Origin of the sequence: Coprothermobacter platensis DSM 11748 (assembly GCF_000378005.1) — a bacterium.
GTDB classification, from domain to species: Bacteria; Coprothermobacterota; Coprothermobacteria; order Coprothermobacterales; family Coprothermobacteraceae; genus Coprothermobacter; species Coprothermobacter platensis.
The window spans coordinates 523,475-549,619 of sequence record NZ_KB899040.1 but is presented as its reverse complement, the minus strand read 5'-3'; the positions used below and the strand labels follow the sequence as shown (position 1 = coordinate 549,619).

Below are 26,145 nucleotides of genomic sequence, written 5' to 3'. Positions count from 1 at the left end.
TTAATCGTATTATAAGTCACAAAAACCTTGTTTAAGATACTTTTATGCAAACAAATTCACGTCTTCGTCTCATATTCCCTTAAAATATTACGGTATTTATTCACTGTTCTTCGAGAAAATTTCCATCCCTTACGTATTCTCAAGAGCTGGGCAATCATTTCATCTGTTGCAGTAGGGTTCTCTTTTAGTATGGTTGCAATCTCCATAAGAAGTTCACCTTGCGGTATACCTTTTATGCTTCTTGTAAAGAAATGAGAAACATCGTACAAGGCGCCACAAAAATCGAATACTTTTGACTTTGCCAACCTTGAAACAGTAGATTTAGAAACACCAAGTGCATGAGCGGCTTGGTCAAGTGTGAGAAACGTCATTCGTCCATTAGCCAATTCTGAAGCGCAGTTTTCAATGATCAACTGTGCTAGCCTTCGTATCAAATCCATTCGGTATTCAGCCACTACCTTATAAATGCCTGTGGTATTCTGAATAACGTACTCGTATTTGTCGTTGAGGCGTAACGTAAAAGTACCGTCCTCTATGCTTATATAGAAATCTGGTTCTGTTTGTCGCAGACTATTATCTTGGCTTTCTATAGGGTGTTCACGACGATCCAATTTTAATTGTCTTATGATTTCAGAGAATTCGTCTTCTCCTAAACTTCCCAGTCCGTACGGTTCCACCTGTGTTATTAGTTTTTTTCTTACTTCCTCCACCTTTGACAGCGAAACATTATATTGTGAAGAAAGCCCTCGGATATCACCAGAAAAATAACCTCGATAATCGAGTGATTTTAAGATCCCATAAGCAATTTGTGCTTCTTCTTCCTCGAAAATCATGTCAATTTGCAGTTCCACAAGTTCCCAGTCAATATCTTGGGGTTGACTACTTATGCGATCTTCAAGAAGTTCATCAGGAACCGATACACTGCTGTACTTCGTAACAAAATCCGCAAATGGAAGTGCTAGCCCTTCTGACATATAAGTTCGAAGGAGTTGTCGCCTTTTGACCGTTATGCGCTGAACTTGTTTTTGCGAGCCGCTATTATTCACTTTTCAGCTTCTCCTCTATTGCTTTTAATAGCCGAGCAACTTTGCTCTTGCTAATCCCAAGGCGCTCTCCGATTTCCGAATAAGAAAGTTCAGGCTCTTCGACTCTAAGTTTGAGCAGTGACACTTCTTCATCATTTAAGATAGTTATGTCCTTATTATCCAACAATTCCTTATAGAACTCTGCTTTTGCAACCTGACGCTTTAAATTAGCATTGTCACAGTTTGCCAATCGTTGAGCAGATATCTTTTTCATCCGCATGAAGTGATGCTCATAGATTTCTTCACGTGTTTTAATAGCACCTAACCCATCAACAAACCGATAGAGAGCATCAAAGGATCTTATATGAATTGTATTAGTATTCTGCTTAGAAATGAGGTAACTTTTTCCGATTCTTTCTTTGAGCCAGTAATTTACTTCTTCTGCATCCTCCGGCACTTCCACATCCATTGTCGCATGATACCAAGGATTTAGGTCAGATATGTAACCTGTAGTCAGCATTATGCCTCTTATAACGTCCCAGTTTAGCCTTGTGGTATCTTTCAGTGGTAGATTCTTCAAAACAGATGTTACGTTTTTTGCCTTTACAACGTAAGTCTGTCGTGACCCAGCAGCATGGTTCTTTTGAAAAGTGATTTCATAGGGAAGTTTTAGCTGAGATAATATGCGGACAACTCTTCGCACAGGTTCCGTTCTGCGAAAACTAATAAACAGATCACCGTTTAAATCCATTTCACCAGAACCCAATAGCAAACCCTCGAGTTCACTTTGTGGATTTTTTATTTCTAAAGATGTAAGTTCTATCCAGAAATTTTCGCTAACTGACACTACCCAGTTCACGGTGCCACGTAACAACACTGTGGCCACTATCTGTAAGATTTTGAGCCAAATCACGTACTACAAGCACACTTCGATGTTGACCACCTGTGCATCCTACAGCGATAACGACATAAGGTTTACCAAGTTTCACATGCTCTTCATATGTCCTCTCTGCTAATTGAAGCCACAAGTCCAAGAAGAAAGGATACTTATCATCGGCTCTAACGTACGCTGCTACACCGTCGTCCAAACCCGTTAGGGTACGCAATTCTTCAACGTAGTAAGGATTTCTGAATACCCTTGCGTCGAAAACCATGTCGGCGTTAGTAGGAAGACCCCGCTGATAACTAAAACTGATTAGGTAAAACTCTGGTCCCCTGTCCTTACCAACAAAGTTTTCAACATGATAAACAAGTTCTTTGTCTTTCATGTTCGTCGTATCAAGCACAAAATCACTAATATCTCTAAGCTCGGACATTAACTCTTTTTCGCTTTCGATAGCCTCTATCAGAGCCAAGCGGCTACCTGTGGCATGAACCAACGGGTGTAAGTGCCGCGTCAAATTAAAACGAGACAAAAGCGTGTCCGTACTTGCTTCCAAGAAAACAACACTCAGAGGTAGTTTACTTTTGAGAAATTGCAAATCGGAGACAAAGTTAGACACATCTGCTTGGCCCCTTAAACTTCTACTATCGACAACTACAGCCACACGCTGTTCTTGGTTCTTTGCTTCGTACAATTGGAGCAAACTATTCAGAAGTTCCACGGGAACATTATCTACGACAACATATCCAAGATCTTCCAGTGCCTTAGATACCGTTGATTTTCCTGCTCCTGAAAGCCCAGTTACCACTATAACTTTTTGCATTGCGCCGACTCCCAATCAAGTATCATTTTCTTCCATTCTACATTAGGAGTGAATCCACCCAAACTTTTTTCTCCCACTACCCTGTGGCAAGGGATAAAAAGAGGTAATGGGTTTGTACGCATATAGGTACCAACTTCACGACTGGCACAGCCTGTATAGCGCGCTAATTCACCATACGTCACAGTGGTCCCTGTTGTTACATTGATCAAACATCTATAAACTGCTGCTCTTTTGTCCTTAAAAGAAGACCAAGGGATGAGGTGAAAGTACAAATCTGGTTGCCATAAACCGTTGTAATAACCGTCCAAAAACGTCTTTAACGGCGGTGGAGGACTGTCGAGAAAAACCGCTTGATCAGAGAACCATGATTTAAGTAATAAATCCTTTTTTACATCTATGCACAGATAGAGGCCAAATGGTAGTTTATAAGCGTAAGTGCCGTCTAATATCTTCATACACAGACAACGAATCCCTTTCCTGATCTTCCACTTCTAAAATGTCAATTTTCTTTGGATCGAACAAACCAGACTTAATCTGCCTGTCCATGATTCCTAAGCAATAAGCATATGGTTTATTCATTCGTACGCTACTACGTTTTAGAGCTTCTTCCAGAGGATGCATTGTGACCCAAACTACCACGTCGCACAAATCTTGCAAGTCCAACTTTAAGAGCAAGCTGCCTTCTATGATACGAAAGGACGACGGGGACAAACTCCATAGCCTACGCGTTTCTTCCACAAGAAAGGGTTTGAATATACCATCGAGACTATCCCAAAGAGAAGGCTGTGATTGTAAAATGAAACCGATTTCTTTTCGTTCCGACGTTCCAAAAGTTTTTCTCAGCTGAGCGCACAATTCGTCGTTTTTGTAAAGATCGTGGCTTATGTCATCCAAACGGAATGTTTCTGCCGCTAATTGTTCTTCAAAATATGAAGCGATAGTGCTTTTGCCAACACCTATCCAGCCAGCTAATCCTAAGGTTATGCCTGAATCCATAAGGTATTCCCATCCACTTTCACTGACGATGCAGCATTTATTAGCGTCGCAGTAAGCTGCTCATTTAACTCAATTGCCTCACCATCAACAAAAACAGAAGCAAATTGAAGGTTGTTTATGGAGTAAGAAGACTGTGCAAAAAGAAGGCATGAACTCATTATAGGTTCCTGCCCTTTTATGAATGCGAATGGAAATGGTTCAGCAACAACGGTGCTTTGTTCCAAAGATTGCCAAGGTAACGCATTTAACCCCTCTAAACCAAATAAGCTTACTTGTACCTCAATAGGACTCAAAACTTTTTGAAGCGATGGAATCAACGAGCGAAATTGTAGATCATCCAATGTTCCAAAATCGAAGACAGGTTTTATCCTATAAAGAAACATGGACAATGGTACATCAAAACGTTCTAATGTTATCAATTCCACGTTTCGATCGAAAATCTCTCCATATTTCTTCTTAATGGCATCTCTGTCCGATTCTCTCATTAGTGATGACGCAGTCTTTGGCCCTATGCCATTTACTCCTGGAATATTGTCTGACTGGTCGCCAACTAATGCCTTATAGTCTACATAACGGCTGGGTAAAAAACCATATTCATCTGTGAAAGTACTCTTATCGTATATTTTTACCTGGGTGATTCCCTTCTTGAACATTACAATACGCGTGTGGTCTGAAATAAGTTGGAGCATGTCAGTATCCGACGTATAAACGTCGATATCGAATCCCCAATGTTCGAATAATGCCGACAAGGAAGCTATAGAATCATCTGCTTCCTTTCCTTCGAAGACAACATAAGGTATGTTCAATGCAGCCAGCACTTGCGGCAATTCACTACGTTGAACGCTCAACTCATCAGGTGCTTTAGGCCTATTGCATTTGTACTCTTTTAGTATGGAAGATCGCGATAATGGTCCTTTTGAATCACCAACTACGATAAAATGGCTGTGAGGCTCTTTAAGAAGCTTCGAAAGTATCCTCAGAAAACCGTAAATGCCCCCTGTGGGCATTCCGTCTGATGATGTGAACTTTGGCAATGCATAGAACGCCCTATAGAGGAGTGAATTACTATCTACTAATATTGCTTTCTTCATAACACAGAACCTTCTATATAATGCATCATTCTGTCGGCTCTTTCCTTTTGAGCCAAAGAAAAGCGTATAAGTTTATCACTAACCTCAGAAGCATTTTCTAAAAGCGAAGATAACTTTGCTTTTGCTTCTGTTATGTTTGATGCAACAATGGCATCTTCAGGAACATCTAAGGCTGCTGAAAGTTCTTTGGCGTATTCGCTCAACTTTACATCGTATGGTATGCACACAAATGGTAATCCCGCTATGGTTGCTAAAATGCCGGCATGTAGTCTTCCCACTACGGCACCTTTATATTCTTTAAACAGCTTTAATATCTCAGCAATACCGAGTTGTAAACCGTCAATGAAATCGCCACCGGAAGCAGCTGTTATAGGCATATCTTTACCGGGAAAGAAAATGACCATACTCCCATCCACCTGATCCACATCCAAGTTTTCCCATTTATGACTGGGTATGTACAATACGGAATCATGCCCAGGTTTGTAACCTTTGAATTGCTCGCTTGCTGCCGTAAAAACCACGTCAGCCGCGTATTCGCTTTGTATTCCTCGCTTCATCAGCCATTCATAAGAAAATTTATCTCGTACAAAGCGACCATCAGCCATGGAAAATGCTTTTTTTGTTAACTGTTCACTTACATGTCTCTTTATAGGCCCTATACCTATACCATATAAATACACTTTTTTGCGAAAATGTTTTGCCATAAACACGGCCGAAGCATAATAAAACAGACTCTTGAAACTTGTGGCATCTTGATAAAGACCGCCAGGGCCCTCTAAAACGACATCACTGCGTTTAATCTCGTTAAGCAAAGACTTAGGCTCCGCTTTAATGGCATTAACATGGAAGTTATTTGTCGTATTTTCTGGATTTTTAGATGCCACCGTTACATTGGCAATATTCATGAGCCGCGGAAGAACAATCTCAAGAAAGCCCTCATCTCCAACATTAAACCCACCCCAATAACCAACCATTAAAACGTTTTTCATCGGTAGCCCTGTTTTTTTCTCCAACTTACCTGCTTCAACATAAAAAGAATATCTGTTTTAGAAGCAGGTAAGGTAAATATTTGCCATGGCTTGTACCCAGCCTCCAGCGCACTCTTTCGCATCTCTTCTGGCACAATAACTACAGAATTTTCATGGTACAATATCTTGCCTTTGTCCCAGTAGTAAACATCACAATTGTGCTTCCTTAACTTTCCTACCTTCAAGGAAACATGAAGCTCGTGCAGCCAGTCCTTAAGCGGCTCTTTTACCGCAACGACTGGGACTGCACTCCTATCTATTTCAAGCAATACTGACGGCTTCTTCATCACTTAAAAGCTGCACCCTAGCATCTAGGGCTTTCAGTTTTTGATTTATACTGGAATAACCGCGCATAACATGTTCCATGCCGTAAACAGCCGTACGTCCTTCAGCAGATAAGCCTGCAACGATAAGAGCTGCTCCAGCACGGAGATTATTAGCTACTACCGGTGCACCGGTAAGTTTCTCCACACCGTTGATAATGGCCGTATTTCCTTCCACCTCTATGTTGGCACCCATTTTCCAAAGTTCACTCACGTGCCCCATTCTGCCGTCATAGACAGTCTCTGTAATCACAGAACGTCCATCTGCAGTAGCAAGCAAGGAAGCCATTAATGGTTGAAGATCCGTAGGAAAACCAGGGAAAGGCATAGTTTTTATCGTAATTCCTCTGGGTCGAGGACTGGAATGCAAAGTTATCTCATGACCATTAGTAACTACAACTTCTATGCCAGCCTCTTGAAGCTTAAATAAAAGTGGCCTTAAAAACGTCACATCAATACCGTCAACGGTTATAGAACCTCTGGTAGCAGCAGCAGCAATAATGTATGTTCCTGCCTCTATGCTATCACCTGATACCCTAAATGTCACGCCACCTATTTCTCGTTTGCCCTTTATGCGTATAACTTTTGTGCCAAGACCGTGAACTTTTACACCACACGCCATTAGAAATTTACCAAGCTCAACTACTTGCTGATCCTGAGCCGCATTTTCTATGGTTGTCTCGCCATTTGCCAATGCTGCAGCAATCATAATGTTTTCTGTAGCACCAACACTGGGAAAATCCAAATAAACATAAGCACCTTTTAGCCCATCTGGGGCCTCTCCTCGTATACTTCCACCTTGTACATCGAGTTTGGCTCCCATTAAACTGAGACCTTTCAAATGGAGATCAATCGGGCGTGTTCCAATATTACAGCCGCCGGGCATAGGCAAAACAACTTTGCCTAAACGTCCTAAAAGTGCACCTAAGAAAAGTAGAGAACCTCTTATTGAACCAGCGCCCGTTCTTGTTAAATCATAGTTCTTTATAGTATTACCGGGTTTTATCGTTACACCACTATTCCATGTTACTTTGTAACCAAGCGATCTTAATATGCTAATCATGGTCCTGACGTCACCTATGTCGGGAACATTTGTTAAGTAAACCTTGTCTTCACATAAGGCGGCAGCAGCCAGAACGGCTAAAGCACTATTTTTACAACCTTGCGCAGTTACTCTACCTCTTAATGGAACTCCACCATCTATAATCAAAACGCTCATTGGACCTAAAACACCTCCTCAAATGCTGATGGGATCGTTTCGCTGATTCCAAAGTAGTGTGACAAATGAGCCGCTATTCGTTCCGATGCTCTGCCATCACCATATGGATTCGGCTGGTTACTGACATACTCCCACCATGTGTTTTCAACGACAAAATGAAAATACTCTTTTATTTTTTCGCTATCAGGACCAGCTAAAAAAACTATTTTTCTTGGAATTCCTTCTGGACGTTCCGTTACATGCCTAAGCAGAATAACTGGAACTCCGAAATGGGGTCCTTCTTCCTGAATTCCTCCGCTGTCACTAAGAGCAACCTTTGCTCTAGCAAGCAATTTCAAAAAATCATCGTATTCCATAGGATCCGTCAGTTCCAGATTAGGTATTCCATCCAAAACTGAATATACCACTCTTCTTACCACAGGGTTCAAATGTACAGGAAAAACAAATTTAAAATCTTTAAATTCCAATGCCAAATCTTTAATAGCAGCACAAATATGTTCCAAAGGTGAGCCCCAATTCTCTCTACGATGTGTAGTAACAACAACCAAATTCTCTTTTTCATCAGTATTAATACCAAGTCTCTTTTGCATTATCGTTAGTGCATCTATTACTGTGTTGCCCGTAACCAAATGTTCTCTGTCAGCAAGCCCCTCGTGTTTTAAGTTATCCCAAGACCATGGCGTGGGCGCATAGAGAATAGTGCAGATATCATCAGCCAATACTCTGTTAGCCTCTTCTGGGTAAGGGTAATCAAGGTCGCCTGTCCTCAAGCCGGCTTCCACATGTGCGCAAGGAATCTTATTATAAAAACTTGCAAGAGCACCACCCAAGGTTGTAGTGGTATCACCATGGACAAGTACCATATCATATTTTTTATCTTTAAACATTTCAGAAAGGCCTGTCACCGTTTTAGATAGTACAGATTCCAGCGATTGACTCTGTTCCATGATTTTTAAATCGACCGTGGGTTTTATTCCAAACGGACTGAGACCTTGGTAAAACATTTCTTTGTGCTGACCAGTAGCTATAAAATCAACGTCAAACTTATCTTTAAGCGCTAAATAGACCGGAGCCATTTTAATAGCTTCAGGCCTTGTACCAACAACAATACCGATTCTCTTTTTCAGGCTGCCCACCCCATCAACAAAATAGCGATAATACCAAGAACAATTGTAGCACAGTACATAAGAAGCACTACTTGCTTGGGTGTTAAGCCCCAATCTAATAATTTGTGATGTAAATGTTTTCTGTCAGCGGTAAAAGGATGTTGACCTGCAGCGAGTCTTCTAAACCATGCAGAGAGCGTGTCCTCAACAGGTAAAAACAGAAGGAGTAGAAAACCGATAAACATAATACCTGCAGTGCTTTTAAAGGTACCGACAATGGAAAGTATCCCAATAATAAAACCCAGCGTCTGAGCCCCACAATCACCAATAAATGTTTTCGCATCGGGAAAGTTATACGGCAAAAAGCCGAGAACGGCACCTGCCAGAAGCAAAGAATCTAAACCGACGCTAAAAATACCTTTGCCAAAAGTGATAATGCTTGCAAAAATGAGAACAATTGCACTTATGCCCGATGAAAGTCCATTCAAGCCATCAATAAGGTTTATCGCATTAGACAGTAAGACCAACCATAAAACGGATATTCCTACACCAAGCCACTGGGGGAATACCGCGTATCTTCCTCCCCAAAGAGTGACAACGCCTATTTTGACGCCCATAAGAACCACAGCCAAAGCTGCCCCTATTTGTACAACAAATTTAAGAACAGCGGGCAGGTCGTATTTATCATCAAAAAGCATGGCCAAGAAAAACAAAAGAACCGTTATTAAAACACCATAACCCAAAGGCGGGTTGCCATGCCAAAAAACGAGTTCCCCAATAACGAAAGCAAGTACAACAGCCATACCACCTATTCTTGGCGTCGCTTCATGATGTACCTTTCGCTCATTTGGGTAATCTAAAAAATCATACTTGAAGGCAATTTTTATGGTAAGAGGTGTGAGCAGCCAGCTCATTAGAAAACTACCCACACCCGCTAATATACCAAAGAGATAGATCTCACTTTGTGCCGAAAAGCCTGTCACCAGCGTCTCCCAAACCAGGTATTATGTAGCCCTCTTCATTCAGCCTCTCATCTTTTGCAGCAATGTATAGCTCTATACCATCACTGCAGGAAAGTACATTCTCTATACCTTCTGGAGCGGCGATTATAGAAAGAACTTTTATCTGGCTTACGCCCTGTTCTTTTAAGAGTTCTATTGTGTATTTGATAGAGTTGCCTGTAGCCAACATGGGATCGACAATGATGCACTCCATGTCACTCAATCCTGAGGGAAACTTCGCGTAGTATTCTATTGGCTTGAGTGTTGTATGGTCTCTATAAAGTCCTACATGACCAACTTTAGCATTTGGAATAACTTTCAATACACCTTCTGCCATAGTTAACCCTGCACGAAGTATGGGAACAATGGCAATTTTACGCGAAAGAACATAACCTGTGGTAGCCGATAGCGGGGTTTCCACCGTTTGCTCCACTAACTCAATATTTTTAGTCGCTTCATACGTTAAGAACATAGCAAGCTCCTGGACTAATTCCCGAAATTCCTTAGGACCCGTGTTCTTATCACGAAGCAGGCTAACTTTATACTTGATAAGCGGATGGTCGACCACCGTCAGCATCTACAACCACTCCCCGTAAGCCGGAAACTTCTTAACCATCTCCTGCACAGTCTGCCGCAGTACGTTCTTGCGCTCATCGCTTTTTTCTATTAAAAAGTCACTGATTTGTTCTGCTATTGCACGGCATTCATTCTCTTTTAGCCCTCTGGTAGTTATACTGGGTGTACCAATTCTTATACCACTTGCGATTCGTGGAGACAACTTATCAAAGGGGATAGCGTTCTTATTAACGATAATGCCTACATCGTGAAGCATGGCCTCAGCATCCTTGCCCGTTGTCCCAACAGAAGTGACATCCAATAGCATTAAGTGGTTATCAGTACCACCGGTTACTATTCGTATGCCCTTTTTTGCGAACGTTTCTGCCATAACTTTTGCGTTCTTGACAATTTGAGAAGAATATTCCTTGAAAGATGGTTCCATTGCCTCTCTAAAGGCTACTGCTTTCGCTGCAATAACATGAACTAACGGACCACCTTGAAGGCCAGGAAATACAGCCTTGTCTATAGCTTTTGCATGCTCTTCTTTGCACAATATGAGCCCAGCCCTGGGACCACGCAACGTTTTATGAGTAGTTGTGGTAACAACATCGGCGTAAGGCACAGGACTCGGATGAACTCCTGCAGCAACCAAACCAGCAATGTGAGCCATATCCACCATGAGTATGGCACCGACTTCATCAGCTATGCGTCTAAACCCTTCAAAATCGATGAACCTTGGATAAGCAGAGGCACCCGCGATGATTATTTTAGGCATATGTTCTTTTGCTAACCGTTCCACTTCGTTAAGATCGATCATTTCTGTTTCTGGGCTGACACCATAGTGAACGATATTGAACCATTTTCCGGTCATAGAAACAGGTGCGCCATGGGATAAATGGCCACCTGCTGCAAGTGACATGGAGAGAATGGTATCACCGGGTTTCAAAAATGCTAAATAAACCGCTTGGTTAGCCTGAGAACCAGAATGAGGCTGAACATTTGCGTGTTCAGCACCGAATAACTTCTTTGCTCTTTCTATCGCAAGTAATTCCACTTCATCAGTAAACTCGCAACCACCGTAGTACCGTGCGTTGGGATAACCCTCAGCGTATTTATTAGTAAAGATTGAGCCTGTAGCTTCCAAAACTGCTGGTGAAACAATGTTCTCTGAAGCTATAAGGTCCAATGATTCCTGCTGACGATTCATTTCTTTGTTAATAAGCTCGAAGATTTCTGGATCTTCTTTGCCGATATCATCATAGGTCATCATTCTTCGTCACATCCCCCACCACTATATTTTTCTTCTATCTTTTCTATTTTTCTTATCCTTCTAAGGTGCCTACCACCTTCAAAAGACGTGTTTAAAAAAGTTTGTACAATCTCAGTGGCGATATCAGGGCCCAACACTCTGCCACCCAAGCAAAGCACGTTAGCGTCATTGTGCTGTCGTGCCTTCTTGGCAGCGTACAGGTCATATGCTAAAGCAGCCCTTATGCCAGGAAATTTGTTCGCAGCGATACTCATACCGATTCCTGTACCGCATATGAGAATACCGAAGCCACCATTTTTCTCGATGTCCGTGCATACGGCAGCAGCATAGTCTGGATAGTCTACAGATTCCAAAGAGTTTGTTCCTTTATCAATAACTTCATGTCCTAATTCGATGAGATTTTCTTTAACTAACTCTTTTAAATGATAACCTGCGTGATCTGCACCGATAACTACTCGCATTTCACAGCACCTCCTTAAATAAAATCACCTAAGCCCTCCTCGGGCAGTTGCAGTGTTTCTCTTCTGGCATAGCCTTGATTAAATCAACTATGAACGTCTGAATCTGATTGTTTAGCTTATCCATGATATCTAAGACTTCATGATGGCTTACTTCTGTTTGTAAACCGGCAGCAAAGTTACTTACAATAGCAAGAGATAGATAACACATTCCAGCTTCTCGAGATAAAACGACTTCTGGGATAGACGTCATCCCTACTACATCTCCACCCAGCATTCCATAGGCTTTCACTTCCGCAGCACTTTCAAAACGTGGACCTTCAGTAACAACCATGACGCCGCCTTTCCTCTTAGGGAATGGCGTAGGCACATTGTAAGCAACGTCAATCATTTCTGGGCAATAGGGATAAGTCATATCTGTGTGTACAACATTTCCTTCTTCAAAAAAAGTCGATTTACGCAGTTTGGTAAAATCGAGAAATTGATCCACTAAAACCACAGTACCCGGTTTAATATCAGGGTTCAAGCTACCTACAGCGTTTGTAGCTATGATTCGGTCAGCACCTAATCCTTGCAGTGCCCTTATGTTTGCCCTATAATTGACCAGATGGGGTGGAACAGAATGCCCCAATCCATGACGTGGCAAAAAATATACCTCCGTTTGATCGACTTGAGCTACAAAGACGGAAACATCACCATACTCTGTATTGACACTGATCTCTGTTGATGGTAAACCTTCGATTTTATAAATTCCGGATCCACCAATAACGCCTATTTTCACAATATGTCCTCCTTCCTAATACTTTGCCTTCTCTTATTTACTTCGTCGGAAACTTCTAAGGGATTGATACCAACAAATGACTTATTTTGAAGTACCCAGCGCCCTTGAACGAAAACATCTTTCACAGCTTGACTACCAGAAGAGTAAACAATATGCGAAAGCCAATCTTCAGGTTTATCTACAGGGACCATAGATATGTCACTCTCATCCCACACCACAACATCTGCCCAATACCCTTCTTTTATTTCGCCTAATGGTAAACCCAGCACTTTTGCTGGCACGGCGGTTGCCGACTCTAAAGCTTCCAATGGAGAAAGAAGATCAGGTTTCCCCGATACGCCTCTTGCTAATAGAACGCCTGTTCTAAGCTCTTCTATGAAGTCTAAATTGTTGTTAGAAGCCGCACCATCTGTGCCTATGCCAACTTTAACACCGTTGTTCTTTGCTTTATCCCAGCGGAAAAGGCCTGAGGACAATTTCATATTACTTTGAGGACAGTGTGCTACCACAACATTCTTCTTTCCGAGAAAATCAAAATCTTCTTCAGAAAAGTGTACTCCATGAGCAAACACCACAGGAACATCAAAGAACCCGATGTCCTCCAGACGCTTCAGATAATCTTTTCCCAATGTGTTATGGATGAAAGCTTCTTCCGACGCGGTTTCCATAAGGTGCATATGGAGAAAGAGATTATTCTTCTTTGCAAACTCAACCACTTCAGGCATTATCTTCATGGAAACTGTATACAAAGCATGTGGCCCCACTCCTACTAAAGCGCCTAAGTTCTTAAGCTCCTCTACCCTTTCTAACGCGCTTTCCCAACCTGGACGTTCAATGACGCCTGGTGTAAAAATAGGTCTTATACCTACTTCTTTGGCTGCCTTTAACGTCGCCTTTTCCCAGAAATACATATCTAAGAATGTCGTTGAACCACTCCTTATCAGCTCCAAGCATGCCAATAAGGAAGACCAGTAAACATAGTCATCGTTCAAGCGTGCTTCCAGTGGCCAAATGTAGTCATTTAACCATTCATCCAAAGAAACATCATCACCAATACCTCTAAAAAGGTCCATAGCAACGTGACTATGGGCATCAAAAAGCCCTGGAGTAACCAGGGCATTAGTAAATAATGCATCATTTTCGCCAACAGGCTCTTTGAATGTAATTTTGTCTCCATCGATAAAAAACGTGCCTTTTCTTAATAGCTGGTTGTCGAAATCCGGGTACCAACAATCTTTGAATGTTACTTTCATATGGATTTGCCAGCCTCCTTCCTCATCGCTTCTATTGCCTCTTTTACCATAGCTGGCGAGACGTGTGTGTAAATCTGCGTAGAACGCAAACTGCTGTGCCCTAACAATTCTTGTATTTCTCTCAAATTTGCTCCTTCTTCTAACAAATGGGTAGCAAATGTGTGCCGCAACATATGCGGGTGCAATAACTCTCTAAGCCCATATCTTACACTCGTTTTCTGCAAAATGTATCTGGCACCTCTGTCTGTAAGAGGACCACCTTTCAAGTTTACGAATAACGGCCCTTCCTTAATATTAAATTCCTTAATGTATCTTGTCAATAATTTTAACGCTTTCGATGGAATATAGACAGTACGCTTTTTGTTCCCTTTACCAAGAACTTGACAGCTGCCATTTGCAAAATCGATATCCTCAATTGTTAACGAAAGTGCCTCACTTATCCTTGTTCCCGTCCCCAGTAAGAACCAAATAAGCGCTTTATCTCTTATTTGTGAAGCGTTGTCTTCAGGCAAGGTAAGGAGCACGTCTGCGTCCTGTTTTAAGATGACCTCTGGAACTTTGAATCCGGTTTTAAAACCGCTCAGTTCCATTATGGGAAGCCTGTAGCCGTTTTTTTCCAAGAATGTACAGAATTTTCTAAAAGATGAAAGAAAGCGATTGAGTGACGTAGGAGATATTCCTTTAGAAGACATGTGCATCAAGTAATTGTCAACATTATCTTGGTCGATAATTGTGGTAAAGGTGAAAAACTGCTTCAGGTCTGTGTAATACGACTTTATCGTATGCTCAGAGAAGCCGGCAGACATCATGGAGTTACAAAAGTCATCCAGCAGTTCTTCCCAATTCTCTAACTGCATTTTCTATAGCTATCCTCGCTTTCTCTGCCCTCTGTACTTTCCTTTGGCTCTTTTTACCTTTTACGGAAGGAACCAGACCCCAATTAGAACCCATAGGCTGACGAATAGAAGGAAGTGTTGTCTCCACATAAGTTGTCAGCCCGCCGAGCATGGTTTCTTCAGGAAGGGCATAAAGCTGTTCGTTCTTAAGAAAACGTGACAGGTTAATAGCCGCCCACAAACCTCCAGCTATGGCTTCGACATAACCTTCAGTCCCTGTAAACTGGCCCGCATAAAACCAATTTGCGTGGCTCTTGCTTTGAAAATATCTATTCACAGCACCAGGAAGGAACGTATTTTGGTGTATCTGCCCCAAGCGAACAAATACTGCATTTTTGAATGCTGGCAAACTCTTAAAGATACGAAGTTGCTCTTGCTGGGATATGCCTGTTTGGAAACCTACCATGTTTAGAATGGAACCAGTATCATTCTCTTTTCTTAATTGAATAACAGCGTATACATCCTTAAAGCGATCCGGAATATTGAGATTAGTAGGCCTCATGGGTCCAAAAGCCAAACTTTCTTTGCCCCTGTGCGCAATCTCTTCGATAGGCAGACAACGTTCAAAGAAACTGTCCATGCTGTCAAACTCGTGCCTATATCCCATACGTGCCGAAAGCAATTCTTCTACAAACCACTCGTATTCTGTTTTTGATAAAGGAACATTTAAGTAATCCGCCCCTTCATCGAAGCGGTTTCCCCAGAAAGCATAGTCCATATCAATGGTTTCTGTTAACACACTGGGGCTACTTGCATCATAGTACTCTGCTTTTAACGTACCTTCGGCTTCCGATAAAAAGTTAACCAGGTCACCACTGGCTAAAGGACCTGGAGCTATAATGCATGGTGCAGTGGAAGGCACCTCAGAACACTTTTTCTGCTCGATATCTATATTTGGATGATTCTTGATAGCATCTGTAACAAGCAAAGAAAACTTTTCCCGATCCACAACCAATGCCTTGTCGCCTCCTACTCGAGACAAAAAGGCATACCGGATAAGGTGAGAACCGAGTTTAGTCAATTCAAAGATGAGTTCACCCTTTGCGTTTTCCTGAGATAATGATCCAAGCGAATTGCTGCAAACAAGTTCAGCAAAGTCGCCGGTTTTATGAGCCGGCGTCATAGTGAAAGGACGCATTTCAAATAGCTTTACATGGAAACCATCATCTGCAAGTGTGAGAGCAGCCTCACTTCCAGCTAAGCCGCCGCCTATGACAAAAACATCCATGTTTATATTTTACAATTCATCAGCGCTTTAAAAACACTTAGCTACGCCACTTTATGATATCGCCATCCATGGTAAGCATACCTGTAGACTGCCATTTAGCCAACAATCGGCCAGCCTCTACCAGACTACCACTGACAGCAATTATGTCCTGTAAAGTTTTGCAGCTCTTGTATTTCTGCATTTCGCTTTCTGGTACAGAAACAATGGGCTCCGCACCATCCAGTATGAGCAAGTTACTGCCAGCAGCACTGGGTCTATCTATATCACCGGGTACTGCTTTAACATCTTTGCCCATTTCCAAAGCAAAACTAGCTGTGATTAATGCCCCACTCTTCAAAGGAGCTTCCACTACAACGATGAAATCACTCAGTGCTGCAATAAGCCAATTGCGTTCTCTGAAAAACGGCTTACGTGGACCTTGGTCAGGTTCATACCAACTTATGACAAAGCTTGTTTGTTCAATTTGCTTCCTAATAGGCAGCGTTGCCTTTGGATAGTGATGGTTCAAACCATGGCCCAAAACGCCGACAGTCTTACCACCCACAGAAAGTGCCCCCTCGTGGCCCTTCTCATCGACCCCGTAAGCCAGCCCACTGATGACCACGTAGCCCTCGCATGCATAATAGCGTCCAAGCTCATAAGCAATTCTTAAACCATATGGAGACGCATGCCTTGTACCGACAATACCAACTGTTCTTTCCAAACCTATTCTGTTTCCACGGAGGTACAAAGAACGCTTGGGATCTAAATCCGCTAACCTGTCATTGAAAAGGGGATCTTTACCGTTCAACACGTAATCCATCTTATGGCACCAAAGATTTTAACCAAGGCAAAACCTGCCTGTAAGACAGTGCTTCGGCAAGATGCGCCACACTTATGTCTTCTTCACCGTCCAAATCTGCTATTGTCCTGCTTAAACGTAGTATTTTATGGCGTTCTCTACGAGAGAGCCCAGACTTTTCTACTGAGTCATTAAGCATGCTTTTTATACTGCTACTGACACATATTAAATCATCTACGTGTTCGCCAGGAATTTTACCTGCATGATCTATGCCCTCTTTATGCCACCGTTCATATTGCTTCTCCCAAACCGCTTTAACCTTGTCACATGCCCCTTCTACATATCTATCGGTTTCATCGCTCTTAACCCAATAGTGAAGATCTATACGATCAGCCACCGGTCCACTTAAGCGTCCCAAGTATCTCAAAACACTACTCGGAGCATCTTTACAAACTTTTTTAGGATGTCCTAAATATCCGCACGGGCATGGGTTTGAAGTGGCTACCAGAAGAAAATCTGCTGGCCAGGTGAGCCGCTGGTTCCCGTATGAAGCCACAATCGTTCCTGTATCTAAAACCGTTCTCAAACCCTCCAGGATATCTTTTCTATATTGAGGAAACTCGTCCATGATAAGAATGCCCCTATGAGAAAACGTCGCTTCACCTGGAGATCCCTTTGCTGAACCAAAGAAACCAGCGGGCGTACTATTCCAAGACGTAAAACGAGATGGCCTTTGTACAGGAAAAGACCCCGTAGTTGACAGCAAGTCCAATTTCTCTTCTTGACTCATCTCTGGCATGATCCCTACCAAACGCTCGGCGACCATAGTCTTACCAACACCTGGATTACCGAGTAGAAGCATATGATGCCAACCGGCAGCAGCAATTAACGCAACTCTTTTTATACCGGAGCCTTTTACTTCATTTAGGTCATATTTAGCTTGAGCAACCTTGTTAGGAGACGGAAGGGGCTTAGATGTTTCACCATCCATGAGCTGAGAAACTTTATCTATCATAAAAAAATCTGCCTCAGGCATGAGTTCCAATATGTCGCTCGTCAGCGTTGGACAAATGAAAGAACGTTTACCGTTCAAATATGCCGATGCAATCACCTTTAAACTCTGAGGAGTAATCCTCACCGTTCCATCTAATCCAACTTCCCCCACAATGAACCTTTCTGAGCTGCCTTTTAAGAACGCATAGAGCACGGCTAAATCGAAGTGTGCCCCGCTTTTACTTACTTCGCTTGGTAAAAAAGCTACCATGACCCTTCCTTGAGGTAGCGTTTTTCCAACAGATTTTAAAGCGTATCGAACACGCTCTTTGGATTCCTCCACGCTTTCCGATACCATTCCCACCATATGAAAAGCAGGTAGACCTGCGCCATAGGTAACCTGTATTTCCACAGGTATGAACGCATTACCATAAGTTAACCCGCTCCATACTGTCACAACATCCATCTTCTCTAACCCCCTTATACCAGAATGTTTCTTTCGGTCCGCATGCAAAGAGGTCGACACGAAAACTGCGTTCTCCCCTCGTATAAAGATAAGCACAATTCCATATGCGTTGAAATTTTCTTAAATCAAAAGCCTCCGCAGCATCAAAATACTTTCTGTACTTCACTTCAATAAAAACAAGTTGTTGCTTTTTTTCGGCAACAATATCTACTTCTCCACCGGGAAAAACAATATTCCTGTCCAAAATAACGTAATGCTGAGAAGATAAAAAAGACGCCACTGCGTCTTCAGAAAAGTGTCTACTCTTCCCCAACAAAAGACCTCAGGAAAGAGCGTCTATGATGGTTTGTTACACCGTAACGTCTTACAGCTTCCAAGTGTTTCTTCGTGCCATACCCTTTGTTATGGCATAGATCGTATTTAGGAAAAAAACCATCTAAGCACACCATCAGCTCGTCTCTGGTCACTTTAGCAATAACACTTGCAGCAGCCACTGTGGGGAGCAAGGCATCTCCCTTTACCATACAGCGTCCGTTTTTAACTCCTCTGGTCAAAGGAATACGTCCGTCGAAGACAACTACACTTTTATTGTCATAAACTTTAGATAGCGCTTCTTCGGCAGCATAAGATAAGGCCCAGGTTATTCCATGCTTATCTATATCCCAAGGCATAACCATACCTATACCGAAATCGCAGGAGTCTAAAAGCATGGGGAAAACATTCTTTCGTCCACGGGGAGTCATCTGTTTAGAGTCGCGCCAAGTAACAGGTGGAAAATCATGAAAACGAGCAGCGCAAACAATTAATGGGCCCGCCACAGAGCCTCTTCCCACTTCATCTACACCCACCACAGCGTCACCGAACAGCTGATGTTCTAGCTCCCATGACGGTGTGTCTTTCATCAGAAACTCCTTATTTTATCCAGCGGATATATACGAAGTACAACTTTGGCTTTTACTTCCTGTTTGGTAACTGGCCCGAAGGCTCTGCTATCTCTACTTGCGATTCTGTTGTCACCCATCACGAAGTATTGATCATTTGAGAGCTTTGTTGGAGGCATTTCTCCCGATGCGTTCAGTGCATCGCTGGGAAGCCACGGCTCGGCCAAGGGGGAACCATTTATATACACGACGCCATTAGATATGGAAATGATTTCACCAGGCAGTCCGATGACACGTTTAATATACAATTCGTTGTTACTAAACGGACCACCCACTATCACTACATCGCCGCGTTCAATCTTGCCTGCAACGGTACTCTTAAGGCCAATAACCACATCACCAGGTTCGAAAGTAGGAACCATGGAAGTCATATAAACTTTGTAAGGCTGCAGCACATACACCCTTAGGGGAATAACTATGGCTGCAGCCAAGACTATTGCGATAATCCACTCAAAAATTTCGCCAAGAAATTTTCGAGGCATATTAGAATCTGCTTCTCTTCTTCACAACCAAGTGTTTCTTATCGCGTAAATAGTAAAGTTTTGCTCTTCTTACTTTACCTTTGGTAACGATTTCAAGTCCGACCAGATTGGGGCTGTGAATAGGAAAAGACTTCTCCACGCCAATGCCTGAAGATATTTTTCTTACCAAAATGGATTCGCTTATGCCTGTACCCTTTTTAGCTATGATAATACCCTCAAAAGCCTGCACACGGCTCTTTTCCTCACCGCTGCGATCTTTCTCGTTGAATCTCCATTTTACACGTACTGTGTCGCCTACATCAACAGACGGCAAATCTTCTCTCATCATCGTTTGTTCAATTCTTCTAACGATGTCCATTTTTTACAACCTCCTTACATTCACAAACTGTCGCCGATGATTCTGTCAACCAGAATGGATGCGGCCGACCTAACAGACAAATGGTTAAAATCCCCATTTGGCCTTATCGGTGCCAGGAAGTAATCCATTCTTCTAATCATCTCGTATGCAATACCGTGGCCTGTACCTAAAACAAGAACCACAGGTTCATTAGCTCTGACCAAATCCTTTACAAACTCATAGTTTACCATATTGGGGTAAGGCCTCGCGTCTGTAGCTATCAACTTTGGCAGTTTTCCTTCACGATTATGAATAATCTCTACGACATTCTCAATATCATCAACAACTCTTACCAACGACAAAGCATCACCCCGATGGGGATTGTAAGACCTACCCGCATCAGAACTCCAGTACTTTATAATGCGCCCTACGAGCTCCTGCTGCGCCTTTATGGGCGTAATGACCCAAAAATCCGATAAGTTGTATGTTCTACTCAATCGGGCAATGTCGTGAATATCGAGATTTGTAATGGATGTGGTGACAACCTTATACTCACGATCATACATGGGATAATGCATAAGAGCAATAGACAAACTGCAATGTCTTCGCTCAGACTGCCCATTACTATTGTCCACTAAATATCGCCCTCTTCACGTCTTCTAATTCCTGGAAAATTTGTTTGAGCTGTTGCATGTCCTTTTTATCTAAATGTGTAGAAAGCAATAAATCAGGTCTTTGCAGTAAAGTTCTTTTTAGCTTTTGTTCCCTTTTCCATTGTTCGATACGTTCATGATGGCCACTTAACAGGATATCAGGAACGCTCTTACCTTCATACACACGAGGACGTGTGAACTGAGGTTCTTCCAAAAGTCCATCAACAAAGCTTTCCTTTTGCACATTGATAGGTTTTTCCACAAAACCAGGAAGCAGACGTATTATTGACTCCATTAAAACTGCTGCAGCCACTTCTCCACCACTGAGGACAAAGTTTCCTATGGAGAGTTCTAAGTCAACATCGTCCATGATTCTATCATCCATGCCTTCGTAATGACCGCACATCAGGACGATGTCTCCATCATACTCGCTCATCTCTTGGCACATGTCTTGCTTCAAAACCCTTCCGCCAGCGGAAAAAGCCAAACAAAACGGATTAGTGCTCATAGCTTTGGCGTGCTCTAAAGCAGGCTTCAACACGTCATAGCGCATAAGCATGCCACTTCCGCCTCCGAACATATAATCATCAACGGAATGGTAGTTATCTGTGGAAAAATCTCTTGGATTCACATACTTTACATCAAAGACGTTACCACGAGCCCTACCTATGACACTTGCGTTTAGCCAACAATCCAAGACCTCTGGGAAAAGCGTAACCACAACGAATTTCTTCACACCAAATAACCCTCGCTTATTATTTCTACTTTTTTAGCCTCACGATCGATTCTCAATGCTTCCTTAATGAACGGTGTGCGCATTTCTTTTCCATTTATATCCAATACAAGATAAGGAGCATCTTCTGTACCTTGCAAGTCCAAGACTTTGCCGACGATACTCCCGTTTAACACTACGTCCATCTCTATAAGCTCACTGGTAGTATAGAAATCACCTGATCCAGTACGTCCCTTTACGTACGCCTTCTTGTTCACAAGTGTTTCGGCTTGTTCGGCACTATTAACACCACGGAATTTTATTAAGTAACGCCCATCAGGACCTAAAGTTACGTGCTGAATCACTAGCGCTGTTCCATCATCTAAGAATAAAGAATCGGCCGTTTGCAATATATCAGGAGATCCATAAAGGTTAAAATAAATCTCACCTTTAACGCCGAAGACTCTACCGAAACTTCCCAAGCAAATTTTCTCTTTAGGCATTTCTCAGTTCGACGACTGCTCCATCTTTTATGATAACTTCAGCCTTGTTGATCTTATCTTCAAATACATCACCAGGCTGCAGATCCACAAAGCCTTCTAAAACTGCATAAACAACTTCTTCACCGTCTTGGAGCTTATCGATGTTAGCCAAATCCGATTTCAACTGCCTGATCAATGTTTCCCTATCGTTCAGTTCCAACTGGAGCTGCTGCCGAACCATATTCTTCTGAGCATCATTCTCTCCAGGCACCATAACAGACAATTGACGCATCTGACGCTCCAATGTTTGCATTTCTATTTCTGTTTGTTTTATCAAAGCATTGGCTTTTGCTCTCAAATCGTCCCTAAGCCACGGCGTGACAATCCCTTTAATAACAACATTTCTTTTCACTTGCATGACATCACTTCCTCATTAGCCTAAAATGTTTGATTTCCTTAGGAGCATTCTTACAGAATCTGTAGGACGTACACCGACGCTAAGCCAATACTTCACACGGTCTTCTTTTAACTGAATGGTTTCTGGCTCTGTTCTCGGGTTATAAAATCCCACAATCTCAATAAACCTACCATCCCTAGGCGAACGCTCGTCTGCAATTACCACACGATAAGACGGTTGACCTTTGGCTCCTACACGTAACAATCTCATCTTTACTGCCACTACAAAACACCTCCTTTTATATTAGACCGCCCTTCAGCATCTTTCTGAGCTGAGAAGGGTTCTTAGCAAATTTACGCATCATTCCATATTGTTTCATAAGCATGTTAACCTCTTGTACTGTCGTTCCACTACCATTAGCAATGCGGCGCCTCCGAGAGGCGTTGAGCACCTCCGGGTGCTTACGTTCATAAGCAGTCATGGACTGAATAATAGCTTTCATATGTTTAATGCGTTCCTTACCTTGTTCCAATGCTTCAGGATCCACATTAGCATTTACAGGAAGAGCTCGAGCCATATAATCCACTAACGATTCTTTGCTTATGGAATCAAAGGCATCCAGCAACATGCTCATATCGAATTTTTCTTCTTTGCCCTTTGCTGAAGGCTTATCCTCCATCTCCTGCTGAAGTTCCATGATCTTCCGCATAAATGATTTTGGATTTCCTATGCCCAGTATCATGGCCGCTGTTTCCGCTGGGTCAAAGGGCTCAAAATCCTTAATATGCTCTCCCGTTCCCATGAACAAAATAGGCACGCCAGAAACAAAGGCAACAGACAACGCAGCGCCACCGAGTTCATCTCCATCTGCTTTAGCTAGGACAACACCACTTACCGGAGCTGCCTCTTTGAAGGACTTAGCAATGTTTGCAGCCTCCTGTCCTAACATGGCATCCACAACGAGCAATACCTCTTGTGGATTTAGTTGCGCGTTTAGCATGCTAAGTTCTTTAAGCATGTCTGCCTCGACATGCAAACGACCTGCTGTATCGAGAATAAGTACATCATGCAGACTGCGCTTGGCAAAATCTTTGATCTTGTTCACATTAACATGGCCATCTTCGATAAAGCTCTCATAATTAAGACCGTTTTCTTGAGCCAGAACTCTTAGCTGCTCTGCACCTGCTGGCCTATAAGGGTCAGCAGCCCCTAAAACCACGGATTTCCCAGAGCGTTTCAAGAAGTAACCCAACTTGGCGGCAGTGGTTGTTTTACCAGAACCTTGCAAACCAGCCAACAGGTAAATAGATACGCCTTTGGGATTGTTTTTTAATGGTCTGTATGAGCCAAGAATTCCTGTAAGTTCTTCGTAAACGGTCTTTAGTAAATAATCCTGTGGTGAAACAACACCTGTTTGTGGTTTAAGTGTATTCTTTAATCGTTCAATAAGTTCATTAACCACAGGAAGACTGACATCTGCTTCAATGAGGAGCCAGCGAAGGTCTTTCAAGAATTGATCGATGTCTTCCTGCTTCAGTATGCCTTTAGATTTAAACGGCGCAAAAATGTTTTGAATCCTTCTTGCCAATCCTTCAAACATCGCTATTCTCCTCCAGAATCTTCATGGGTATTTCTTTTTCCGATTGGGGTAAAGCGTCTACTATTTTGTCGACAAATCGTAAAAAACCTACTTGCTTTTCCAACCGCTCCATTTTTGCCAAGGCATTTTTTAGTTGTTTTTCAACTGCTTGCCTACTTATGTTCCGCTGAGATGCAATCTCAGATAAAGAGAGCTCATAGTATAAAGAGTCTCTCGCCACTTCAAATTCTGCTTGTGACAATACTTTTCCATATATGTCCAACAAACGAACATTTCTGTCAAAACGTTTTCTGTCAACCATTTCAGGTTGACATTATAACATAAAAAGAACAGGCATGCAATTGAACACAGGAAAGAACATTAAAACATGAAAAGCTTTCAACCCTGCTGCTGACAGGAGTATCGGCTATACTTTATATGCCATTTTTAGTTCTTTTATTTTATCGCGAATTTCAATAGCTTTTTCAAACTCCAGTGCCTCAGCTGCATCGTACATCTGCTGTTCAAGCTGCATGAGCATAGAGCTAACTTCTTCTCTACTCATACGAGCGCTGTTTGCTTGACCACTTATGAAATCGAGGTAATCTACAACTCTCTTACGAACAGTTTGAGGCGTGATACCGTGTTCTTCATTGTAAGCCAACTGTTTTTCTCGTCTTCTGTTGGTTTCATCGATAGCCAACTTTAAGGAATCAGTTAGTTGGTCAGCATATAAAATCACTTTTCCGTTTACATTACGTGACGCGCGTCCTATCATTTGAATAAGTGACCGTTCACTTCTCAAAAAGCCCTCTTTGTCAGCATCCAACACTGCGACCAAAGATACTTCTGGAAGGTCAAGCCCTTCCCTAAGAAGGTTAATACCAACAACCACATCGATCACACCTGTTCTGAGTTCTTTCAATACCTTGGACCTTTCTATAACATCGATTTCTGAATGTAAATATCGCACCTTAAACTTGAGCGAACTTAGGTATGTTGAAAGACGCTCAGCCATTTGTTTCGTCAATGTAAGAACTAAAGCACGTTCGCCACGCTTGACAATCTCTGTGAGTTCTCTAACCACATCTTCCACCTGGTTAGTTGCAGGTTTTACTTCTACTTGAGGATCCACCAACCCTGTGGGGCGCACAATCTGCTCTACCACCTGATCAGAAACGCTTAGCTCAAAAGGTCCAGGCGTTGCACTAACAAAAACAACTTTGTCCAACAGCGACAAAAACTCATCAAAATTAAGAGGACGGTTGTCTTTCGCTGAGGGAAGCCTGAATCCAAACCTAATCAATGTTTCTTTCCTTTGCATTTCTCCGTGATACATTGCTCTCACTTGAGGGACCGTTAGATGACTCTCATCGATAAATAACAAGTATGGTTTTCGGAAATAATCCAAAAGAGTATAAGGCCTTTGTCCTTCCTGTCGTCCACTAAAGTAGCGGGAATAGTTTTCTATGCCGCTGCAGTAGCCAGTTGACAAGAGCATTTCCATATCATACTTAGTACGTTCTTCAATACGCTGAGCTTCTATGAACTTACCTTCCTCTTTGAATTGCTGTACTTGGCGTTGAAGCTCTACCATAACTTGATCGACAACTTTTCGAATTGTTTCCTCTGAAGTTACAAAATACTTTGCAGGAAAGAACGTATAAGAATGGTAAGAAAACAAGCGTTCACCTGTGAGTGGGTCTGTTTCATAAATATCTTCGACAATGTCGTCATCGAACACCACAGAAATAGTTCCTTGGGCATGTGGAGGAAAAACATCCACTTTAAAACCTCGAGACCTAAAATTACCTGGTCTTAATTCGATATCATTCCTTTCATAACTTATCTGGGATAAGCGGCGTATGAATAACTTCGTATCCAGCTTCATGCCTTCGCTCACAGTGAAGGAAGAACCAGCAAACACTTCAGGGTTCTCTAAAGAATAAATACATGACACAGAAGCAATGACTATCGTATCTCGGCGTGAAAGCAAAGAAGAGATTGCCGAAAGACGCATTTTATCAATGTCCTCGTTTATTGCTGCGTCTTTTGGCAAGTATGTATCCGTCTCTGGGATATACGCTTCTGGTCTATAGTAGTCATAGTAACTCATAAAAAGCTCTACAGCATTATGAGGAAAGAACTCTCTAAATTCTGAGTACAGTTGCACAGCCAATGTCTTGTTAGGAGATATTACCAAAGTTGGCATGTTCATCTCTTCGATAATCTTTGCCATAGTGAATGTCTTTCCAGAACCAGTAACACCAAGTAACGTCTGAAAACGATAGTCGTTCTTTATTCCCTGAACCAATTGATTAATAGCTTCAGGCTGATCGCCACTTGGTACAAACGGCGCTTCTACACGAAATTGTTCCTTCAT

General features: G+C 42.3%; 32 protein-coding genes. All 32 read right to left on the bottom strand.

What is annotated here, in order from left to right:
• Positions 1 to 56: 56 nt before the first annotated feature.
• Positions 57 to 1,046 carry an RNA polymerase factor sigma-54 gene (locus D890_RS0102995; protein WP_018963054.1) on the bottom strand — a complete coding sequence of 330 codons (990 nt, stop codon included), beginning with the start codon at positions 1,044 to 1,046 and terminating at the stop codon, positions 57 to 59.
• Positions 1,039 to 1,911 (bottom strand): DNA-binding protein WhiA, encoded by an 873-nt coding sequence (whiA, locus tag D890_RS0102990; protein WP_245533130.1) that lies wholly within the window; start codon positions 1,909 to 1,911, stop codon positions 1,039 to 1,041. The genes D890_RS0102995 and whiA overlap by 8 nt, the downstream gene beginning before the upstream one ends.
• On the bottom strand, positions 1,862 to 2,731 hold the full coding sequence (gene rapZ / locus D890_RS0102985; RefSeq protein WP_018963052.1) for an RNase adapter RapZ: 870 nt from the start codon (positions 2,729 to 2,731) through the stop codon (positions 1,862 to 1,864). The genes whiA and rapZ overlap by 50 nt, the downstream gene beginning before the upstream one ends.
• Entirely contained in the window at positions 2,716 to 3,186 is a 471-nt protein-coding gene (locus tag D890_RS07760; protein WP_018963051.1) for a methylated-DNA--[protein]-cysteine S-methyltransferase, read from the bottom strand. The genes rapZ and D890_RS07760 overlap by 16 nt, the downstream gene beginning before the upstream one ends.
• Positions 3,155 to 3,727 (bottom strand): dephospho-CoA kinase, encoded by a 573-nt coding sequence (locus tag D890_RS0102975; protein ID WP_018963050.1) that lies wholly within the window; start codon positions 3,725 to 3,727, stop codon positions 3,155 to 3,157. The genes D890_RS07760 and D890_RS0102975 overlap by 32 nt, the downstream gene beginning before the upstream one ends.
• Entirely contained in the window at positions 3,712 to 4,818 is a 1,107-nt protein-coding gene (locus D890_RS0102970; RefSeq protein WP_018963049.1) for a 5'-3' exonuclease, read from the bottom strand. The genes D890_RS0102975 and D890_RS0102970 overlap by 16 nt, the downstream gene beginning before the upstream one ends.
• A complete protein-coding gene (gene csaB / locus D890_RS0102965) occupies positions 4,815 to 5,807 on the bottom strand; it encodes a polysaccharide pyruvyl transferase CsaB (RefSeq protein ID WP_018963048.1) in 993 nt (330 codons plus the stop codon). The genes D890_RS0102970 and csaB overlap by 4 nt, the downstream gene beginning before the upstream one ends.
• The gene (locus D890_RS0102960) at positions 5,804 to 6,133 is read right to left on the bottom strand and encodes a hypothetical protein (protein ID WP_040363480.1); all 330 of its coding nucleotides are present in this window, start codon (positions 6,131 to 6,133) and stop codon (positions 5,804 to 5,806) included. Before D890_RS0102960 ends, csaB begins: the two co-directional genes overlap by 4 nt.
• Complete coding sequence (murA, locus tag D890_RS0102955) at positions 6,108 to 7,388, bottom strand: UDP-N-acetylglucosamine 1-carboxyvinyltransferase (protein ID WP_018963046.1); 1,281 nt, start codon at positions 7,386 to 7,388, stop codon at positions 6,108 to 6,110. The genes D890_RS0102960 and murA overlap by 26 nt, the downstream gene beginning before the upstream one ends.
• 5 nt (positions 7,389 to 7,393) lie before the next feature.
• Positions 7,394 to 8,524 carry a non-hydrolyzing UDP-N-acetylglucosamine 2-epimerase gene (wecB, locus tag D890_RS0102950; RefSeq protein ID WP_018963045.1) on the bottom strand — a complete coding sequence of 377 codons (1,131 nt, stop codon included), beginning with the start codon at positions 8,522 to 8,524 and terminating at the stop codon, positions 7,394 to 7,396.
• A complete protein-coding gene (locus D890_RS0102945) occupies positions 8,512 to 9,477 on the bottom strand; it encodes an MraY family glycosyltransferase (RefSeq protein ID WP_018963044.1) in 966 nt (321 codons plus the stop codon). The genes wecB and D890_RS0102945 overlap by 13 nt, the downstream gene beginning before the upstream one ends.
• Positions 9,452 to 10,072: a uracil phosphoribosyltransferase gene (gene upp, locus D890_RS0102940; RefSeq protein ID WP_018963043.1), complete on the bottom strand. Its 621-nt coding sequence runs from the start codon at positions 10,070 to 10,072 to the stop codon at positions 9,452 to 9,454. Before upp ends, D890_RS0102945 begins: the two co-directional genes overlap by 26 nt.
• Positions 10,073 to 11,323 carry a serine hydroxymethyltransferase gene (locus D890_RS0102935; RefSeq protein ID WP_018963042.1) on the bottom strand — a complete coding sequence of 417 codons (1,251 nt, stop codon included), beginning with the start codon at positions 11,321 to 11,323 and terminating at the stop codon, positions 10,073 to 10,075.
• Positions 11,320 to 11,784 carry a ribose 5-phosphate isomerase B gene (gene rpiB / locus D890_RS0102930; protein ID WP_018963041.1) on the bottom strand — a complete coding sequence of 155 codons (465 nt, stop codon included), beginning with the start codon at positions 11,782 to 11,784 and terminating at the stop codon, positions 11,320 to 11,322. Before rpiB ends, D890_RS0102935 begins: the two co-directional genes overlap by 4 nt.
• A 28-nt stretch (positions 11,785 to 11,812) precedes the next feature.
• Positions 11,813 to 12,565: a phosphorylase family protein gene (locus tag D890_RS0102925; protein WP_026291296.1), complete on the bottom strand. Its 753-nt coding sequence runs from the start codon at positions 12,563 to 12,565 to the stop codon at positions 11,813 to 11,815.
• The gene (locus D890_RS0102920; protein WP_018963039.1) at positions 12,559 to 13,815 is read right to left on the bottom strand and encodes an amidohydrolase family protein; all 1,257 of its coding nucleotides are present in this window, start codon (positions 13,813 to 13,815) and stop codon (positions 12,559 to 12,561) included. The genes D890_RS0102925 and D890_RS0102920 overlap by 7 nt, the downstream gene beginning before the upstream one ends.
• Positions 13,812 to 14,672 carry a tyrosine-type recombinase/integrase gene (locus D890_RS0102915; protein ID WP_018963038.1) on the bottom strand — a complete coding sequence of 287 codons (861 nt, stop codon included), beginning with the start codon at positions 14,670 to 14,672 and terminating at the stop codon, positions 13,812 to 13,814. The genes D890_RS0102920 and D890_RS0102915 overlap by 4 nt, the downstream gene beginning before the upstream one ends.
• Positions 14,638 to 15,939 (bottom strand): methylenetetrahydrofolate--tRNA-(uracil(54)-C(5))-methyltransferase (FADH(2)-oxidizing) TrmFO, encoded by a 1,302-nt coding sequence (gene trmFO, locus D890_RS0102910; RefSeq protein ID WP_018963037.1) that lies wholly within the window; start codon positions 15,937 to 15,939, stop codon positions 14,638 to 14,640. Before trmFO ends, D890_RS0102915 begins: the two co-directional genes overlap by 35 nt.
• A 37-nt stretch (positions 15,940 to 15,976) precedes the next feature.
• Positions 15,977 to 16,741, bottom strand: a complete 765-nt coding sequence (locus D890_RS07755; protein WP_018963036.1) for a DNA-processing protein DprA — start codon at positions 16,739 to 16,741, stop codon at positions 15,977 to 15,979.
• A gap of 1 nt (position 16,742) precedes the next feature.
• A complete protein-coding gene (locus D890_RS0102900; RefSeq protein ID WP_018963035.1) occupies positions 16,743 to 18,179 on the bottom strand; it encodes an ATP-binding protein in 1,437 nt (478 codons plus the stop codon).
• Positions 18,139 to 18,492, bottom strand: coding sequence for a YraN family protein (locus D890_RS0102895; RefSeq protein ID WP_018963034.1), 354 nt, complete (start codon positions 18,490 to 18,492; stop codon positions 18,139 to 18,141). The genes D890_RS0102900 and D890_RS0102895 overlap by 41 nt, the downstream gene beginning before the upstream one ends.
• Complete coding sequence (locus D890_RS0102890; protein WP_018963033.1) at positions 18,479 to 19,081, bottom strand: ribonuclease HII; 603 nt, start codon at positions 19,079 to 19,081, stop codon at positions 18,479 to 18,481. Before D890_RS0102890 ends, D890_RS0102895 begins: the two co-directional genes overlap by 14 nt.
• Positions 19,081 to 19,602: a signal peptidase I gene (lepB, locus tag D890_RS0102885; RefSeq protein WP_018963032.1), complete on the bottom strand. Its 522-nt coding sequence runs from the start codon at positions 19,600 to 19,602 to the stop codon at positions 19,081 to 19,083. Before lepB ends, D890_RS0102890 begins: the two co-directional genes overlap by 1 nt.
• 1 nt (position 19,603) lies before the next feature.
• The gene (rplS, locus tag D890_RS0102880; RefSeq protein WP_018963031.1) at positions 19,604 to 19,960 is read right to left on the bottom strand and encodes a 50S ribosomal protein L19; all 357 of its coding nucleotides are present in this window, start codon (positions 19,958 to 19,960) and stop codon (positions 19,604 to 19,606) included.
• Between the two features lie 20 nt (positions 19,961 to 19,980).
• Positions 19,981 to 20,574 (bottom strand): RNA methyltransferase, encoded by a 594-nt coding sequence (locus D890_RS0102875; RefSeq protein WP_018963030.1) that lies wholly within the window; start codon positions 20,572 to 20,574, stop codon positions 19,981 to 19,983.
• Positions 20,564 to 21,328, bottom strand: a complete 765-nt coding sequence (gene trmD, locus D890_RS0102870; protein ID WP_018963029.1) for a tRNA (guanosine(37)-N1)-methyltransferase TrmD — start codon at positions 21,326 to 21,328, stop codon at positions 20,564 to 20,566. The genes D890_RS0102875 and trmD overlap by 11 nt, the downstream gene beginning before the upstream one ends.
• Positions 21,325 to 21,786, bottom strand: coding sequence for a ribosome maturation factor RimM (locus D890_RS0102865; RefSeq protein WP_245533129.1), 462 nt, complete (start codon positions 21,784 to 21,786; stop codon positions 21,325 to 21,327). The genes trmD and D890_RS0102865 overlap by 4 nt, the downstream gene beginning before the upstream one ends.
• A 13-nt stretch (positions 21,787 to 21,799) precedes the next feature.
• The gene (locus tag D890_RS0102860; protein WP_018963027.1) at positions 21,800 to 22,204 is read right to left on the bottom strand and encodes a YlqD family protein; all 405 of its coding nucleotides are present in this window, start codon (positions 22,202 to 22,204) and stop codon (positions 21,800 to 21,802) included.
• 15 nt (positions 22,205 to 22,219) lie between these two features.
• On the bottom strand, positions 22,220 to 22,465 hold the full coding sequence (gene rpsP / locus D890_RS0102855) for a 30S ribosomal protein S16 (protein ID WP_018963026.1): 246 nt from the start codon (positions 22,463 to 22,465) through the stop codon (positions 22,220 to 22,222).
• Positions 22,466 to 22,481: 16 nt separating this feature from the next.
• A complete protein-coding gene (locus D890_RS0102850) occupies positions 22,482 to 23,783 on the bottom strand; it encodes a signal recognition particle protein (protein ID WP_018963025.1) in 1,302 nt (433 codons plus the stop codon).
• Complete coding sequence (locus D890_RS0102845; RefSeq protein WP_018963024.1) at positions 23,776 to 24,084, bottom strand: helix-turn-helix domain-containing protein; 309 nt, start codon at positions 24,082 to 24,084, stop codon at positions 23,776 to 23,778. The genes D890_RS0102850 and D890_RS0102845 overlap by 8 nt, the downstream gene beginning before the upstream one ends.
• Before the next feature lie 105 nt (positions 24,085 to 24,189).
• Positions 24,190 to 26,145: an excinuclease ABC subunit UvrB gene (uvrB, locus tag D890_RS0102840; RefSeq protein WP_018963023.1), complete on the bottom strand. Its 1,956-nt coding sequence runs from the start codon at positions 26,143 to 26,145 to the stop codon at positions 24,190 to 24,192.

Excerpts from the sequence above, each read along its gene's own strand:
- D890_RS0102860 (WP_018963027.1), bottom strand. The coding sequence starts at position 22,204 with ATGCAAGTGAAAAGAAATGTTGTTATTAAAGGGATTGTCACGCCGTGG.
- D890_RS07760 (WP_018963051.1), bottom strand. The coding sequence starts at position 3,186 with ATGAAGATATTAGACGGCACTTACGCTTATAAACTACCATTTGGCCTC.
- D890_RS0102900 (WP_018963035.1), bottom strand. The coding sequence starts at position 18,179 with ATGGATGTTGTGACAGTATGGAGCGGGTTAACTTATGGTAATGCGTTC.
- D890_RS0102935 (WP_018963042.1), bottom strand. The coding sequence starts at position 11,323 with ATGATGACCTATGATGATATCGGCAAAGAAGATCCAGAAATCTTCGAG.
- upp (WP_018963043.1), bottom strand. The coding sequence starts at position 10,072 with ATGCTGACGGTGGTCGACCATCCGCTTATCAAGTATAAAGTTAGCCTG.
- csaB (WP_018963048.1), bottom strand. The coding sequence starts at position 5,807 with ATGAAAAACGTTTTAATGGTTGGTTATTGGGGTGGGTTTAATGTTGGA.
- lepB (WP_018963032.1), bottom strand. The coding sequence starts at position 19,602 with ATGCCTCGAAAATTTCTTGGCGAAATTTTTGAGTGGATTATCGCAATA.
- D890_RS0102890 (WP_018963033.1), bottom strand. The coding sequence starts at position 19,081 with ATGAAAGACACACCGTCATGGGAGCTAGAACATCAGCTGTTCGGTGAC.
- D890_RS0102850 (WP_018963025.1), bottom strand. The coding sequence starts at position 23,783 with ATGTTTGAAGGATTGGCAAGAAGGATTCAAAACATTTTTGCGCCGTTT.
- D890_RS0102975 (WP_018963050.1), bottom strand. The coding sequence starts at position 3,727 with ATGGATTCAGGCATAACCTTAGGATTAGCTGGCTGGATAGGTGTTGGC.
- D890_RS0102845 (WP_018963024.1), bottom strand. The coding sequence starts at position 24,084 with ATGGTTGACAGAAAACGTTTTGACAGAAATGTTCGTTTGTTGGACATA.
- D890_RS07755 (WP_018963036.1), bottom strand. The coding sequence starts at position 16,741 with ATGGATTACGTGTTGAACGGTAAAGATCCCCTTTTCAATGACAGGTTA.
- D890_RS0102915 (WP_018963038.1), bottom strand. The coding sequence starts at position 14,672 with ATGCAGTTAGAGAATTGGGAAGAACTGCTGGATGACTTTTGTAACTCC.
- D890_RS0102920 (WP_018963039.1), bottom strand. The coding sequence starts at position 13,815 with ATGAAAGTAACATTCAAAGATTGTTGGTACCCGGATTTCGACAACCAG.
- rapZ (WP_018963052.1), bottom strand. The coding sequence starts at position 2,731 with ATGCAAAAAGTTATAGTGGTAACTGGGCTTTCAGGAGCAGGAAAATCA.
- rplS (WP_018963031.1), bottom strand. The coding sequence starts at position 19,960 with ATGGACATCGTTAGAAGAATTGAACAAACGATGATGAGAGAAGATTTG.
- D890_RS0102970 (WP_018963049.1), bottom strand. The coding sequence starts at position 4,818 with ATGAAGAAAGCAATATTAGTAGATAGTAATTCACTCCTCTATAGGGCG.
- rpiB (WP_018963041.1), bottom strand. The coding sequence starts at position 11,784 with ATGCGAGTAGTTATCGGTGCAGATCACGCAGGTTATCATTTAAAAGAG.
- uvrB (WP_018963023.1), bottom strand. The coding sequence starts at position 26,145 with ATGAAGGAACAATTTCGTGTAGAAGCGCCGTTTGTACCAAGTGGCGAT.
- trmFO (WP_018963037.1), bottom strand. The coding sequence starts at position 15,939 with ATGGATGTTTTTGTCATAGGCGGCGGCTTAGCTGGAAGTGAGGCTGCT.
- murA (WP_018963046.1), bottom strand. The coding sequence starts at position 7,388 with ATGAGCGTTTTGATTATAGATGGTGGAGTTCCATTAAGAGGTAGAGTA.
- D890_RS0102960 (WP_040363480.1), bottom strand. The coding sequence starts at position 6,133 with ATGAAGAAGCCGTCAGTATTGCTTGAAATAGATAGGAGTGCAGTCCCA.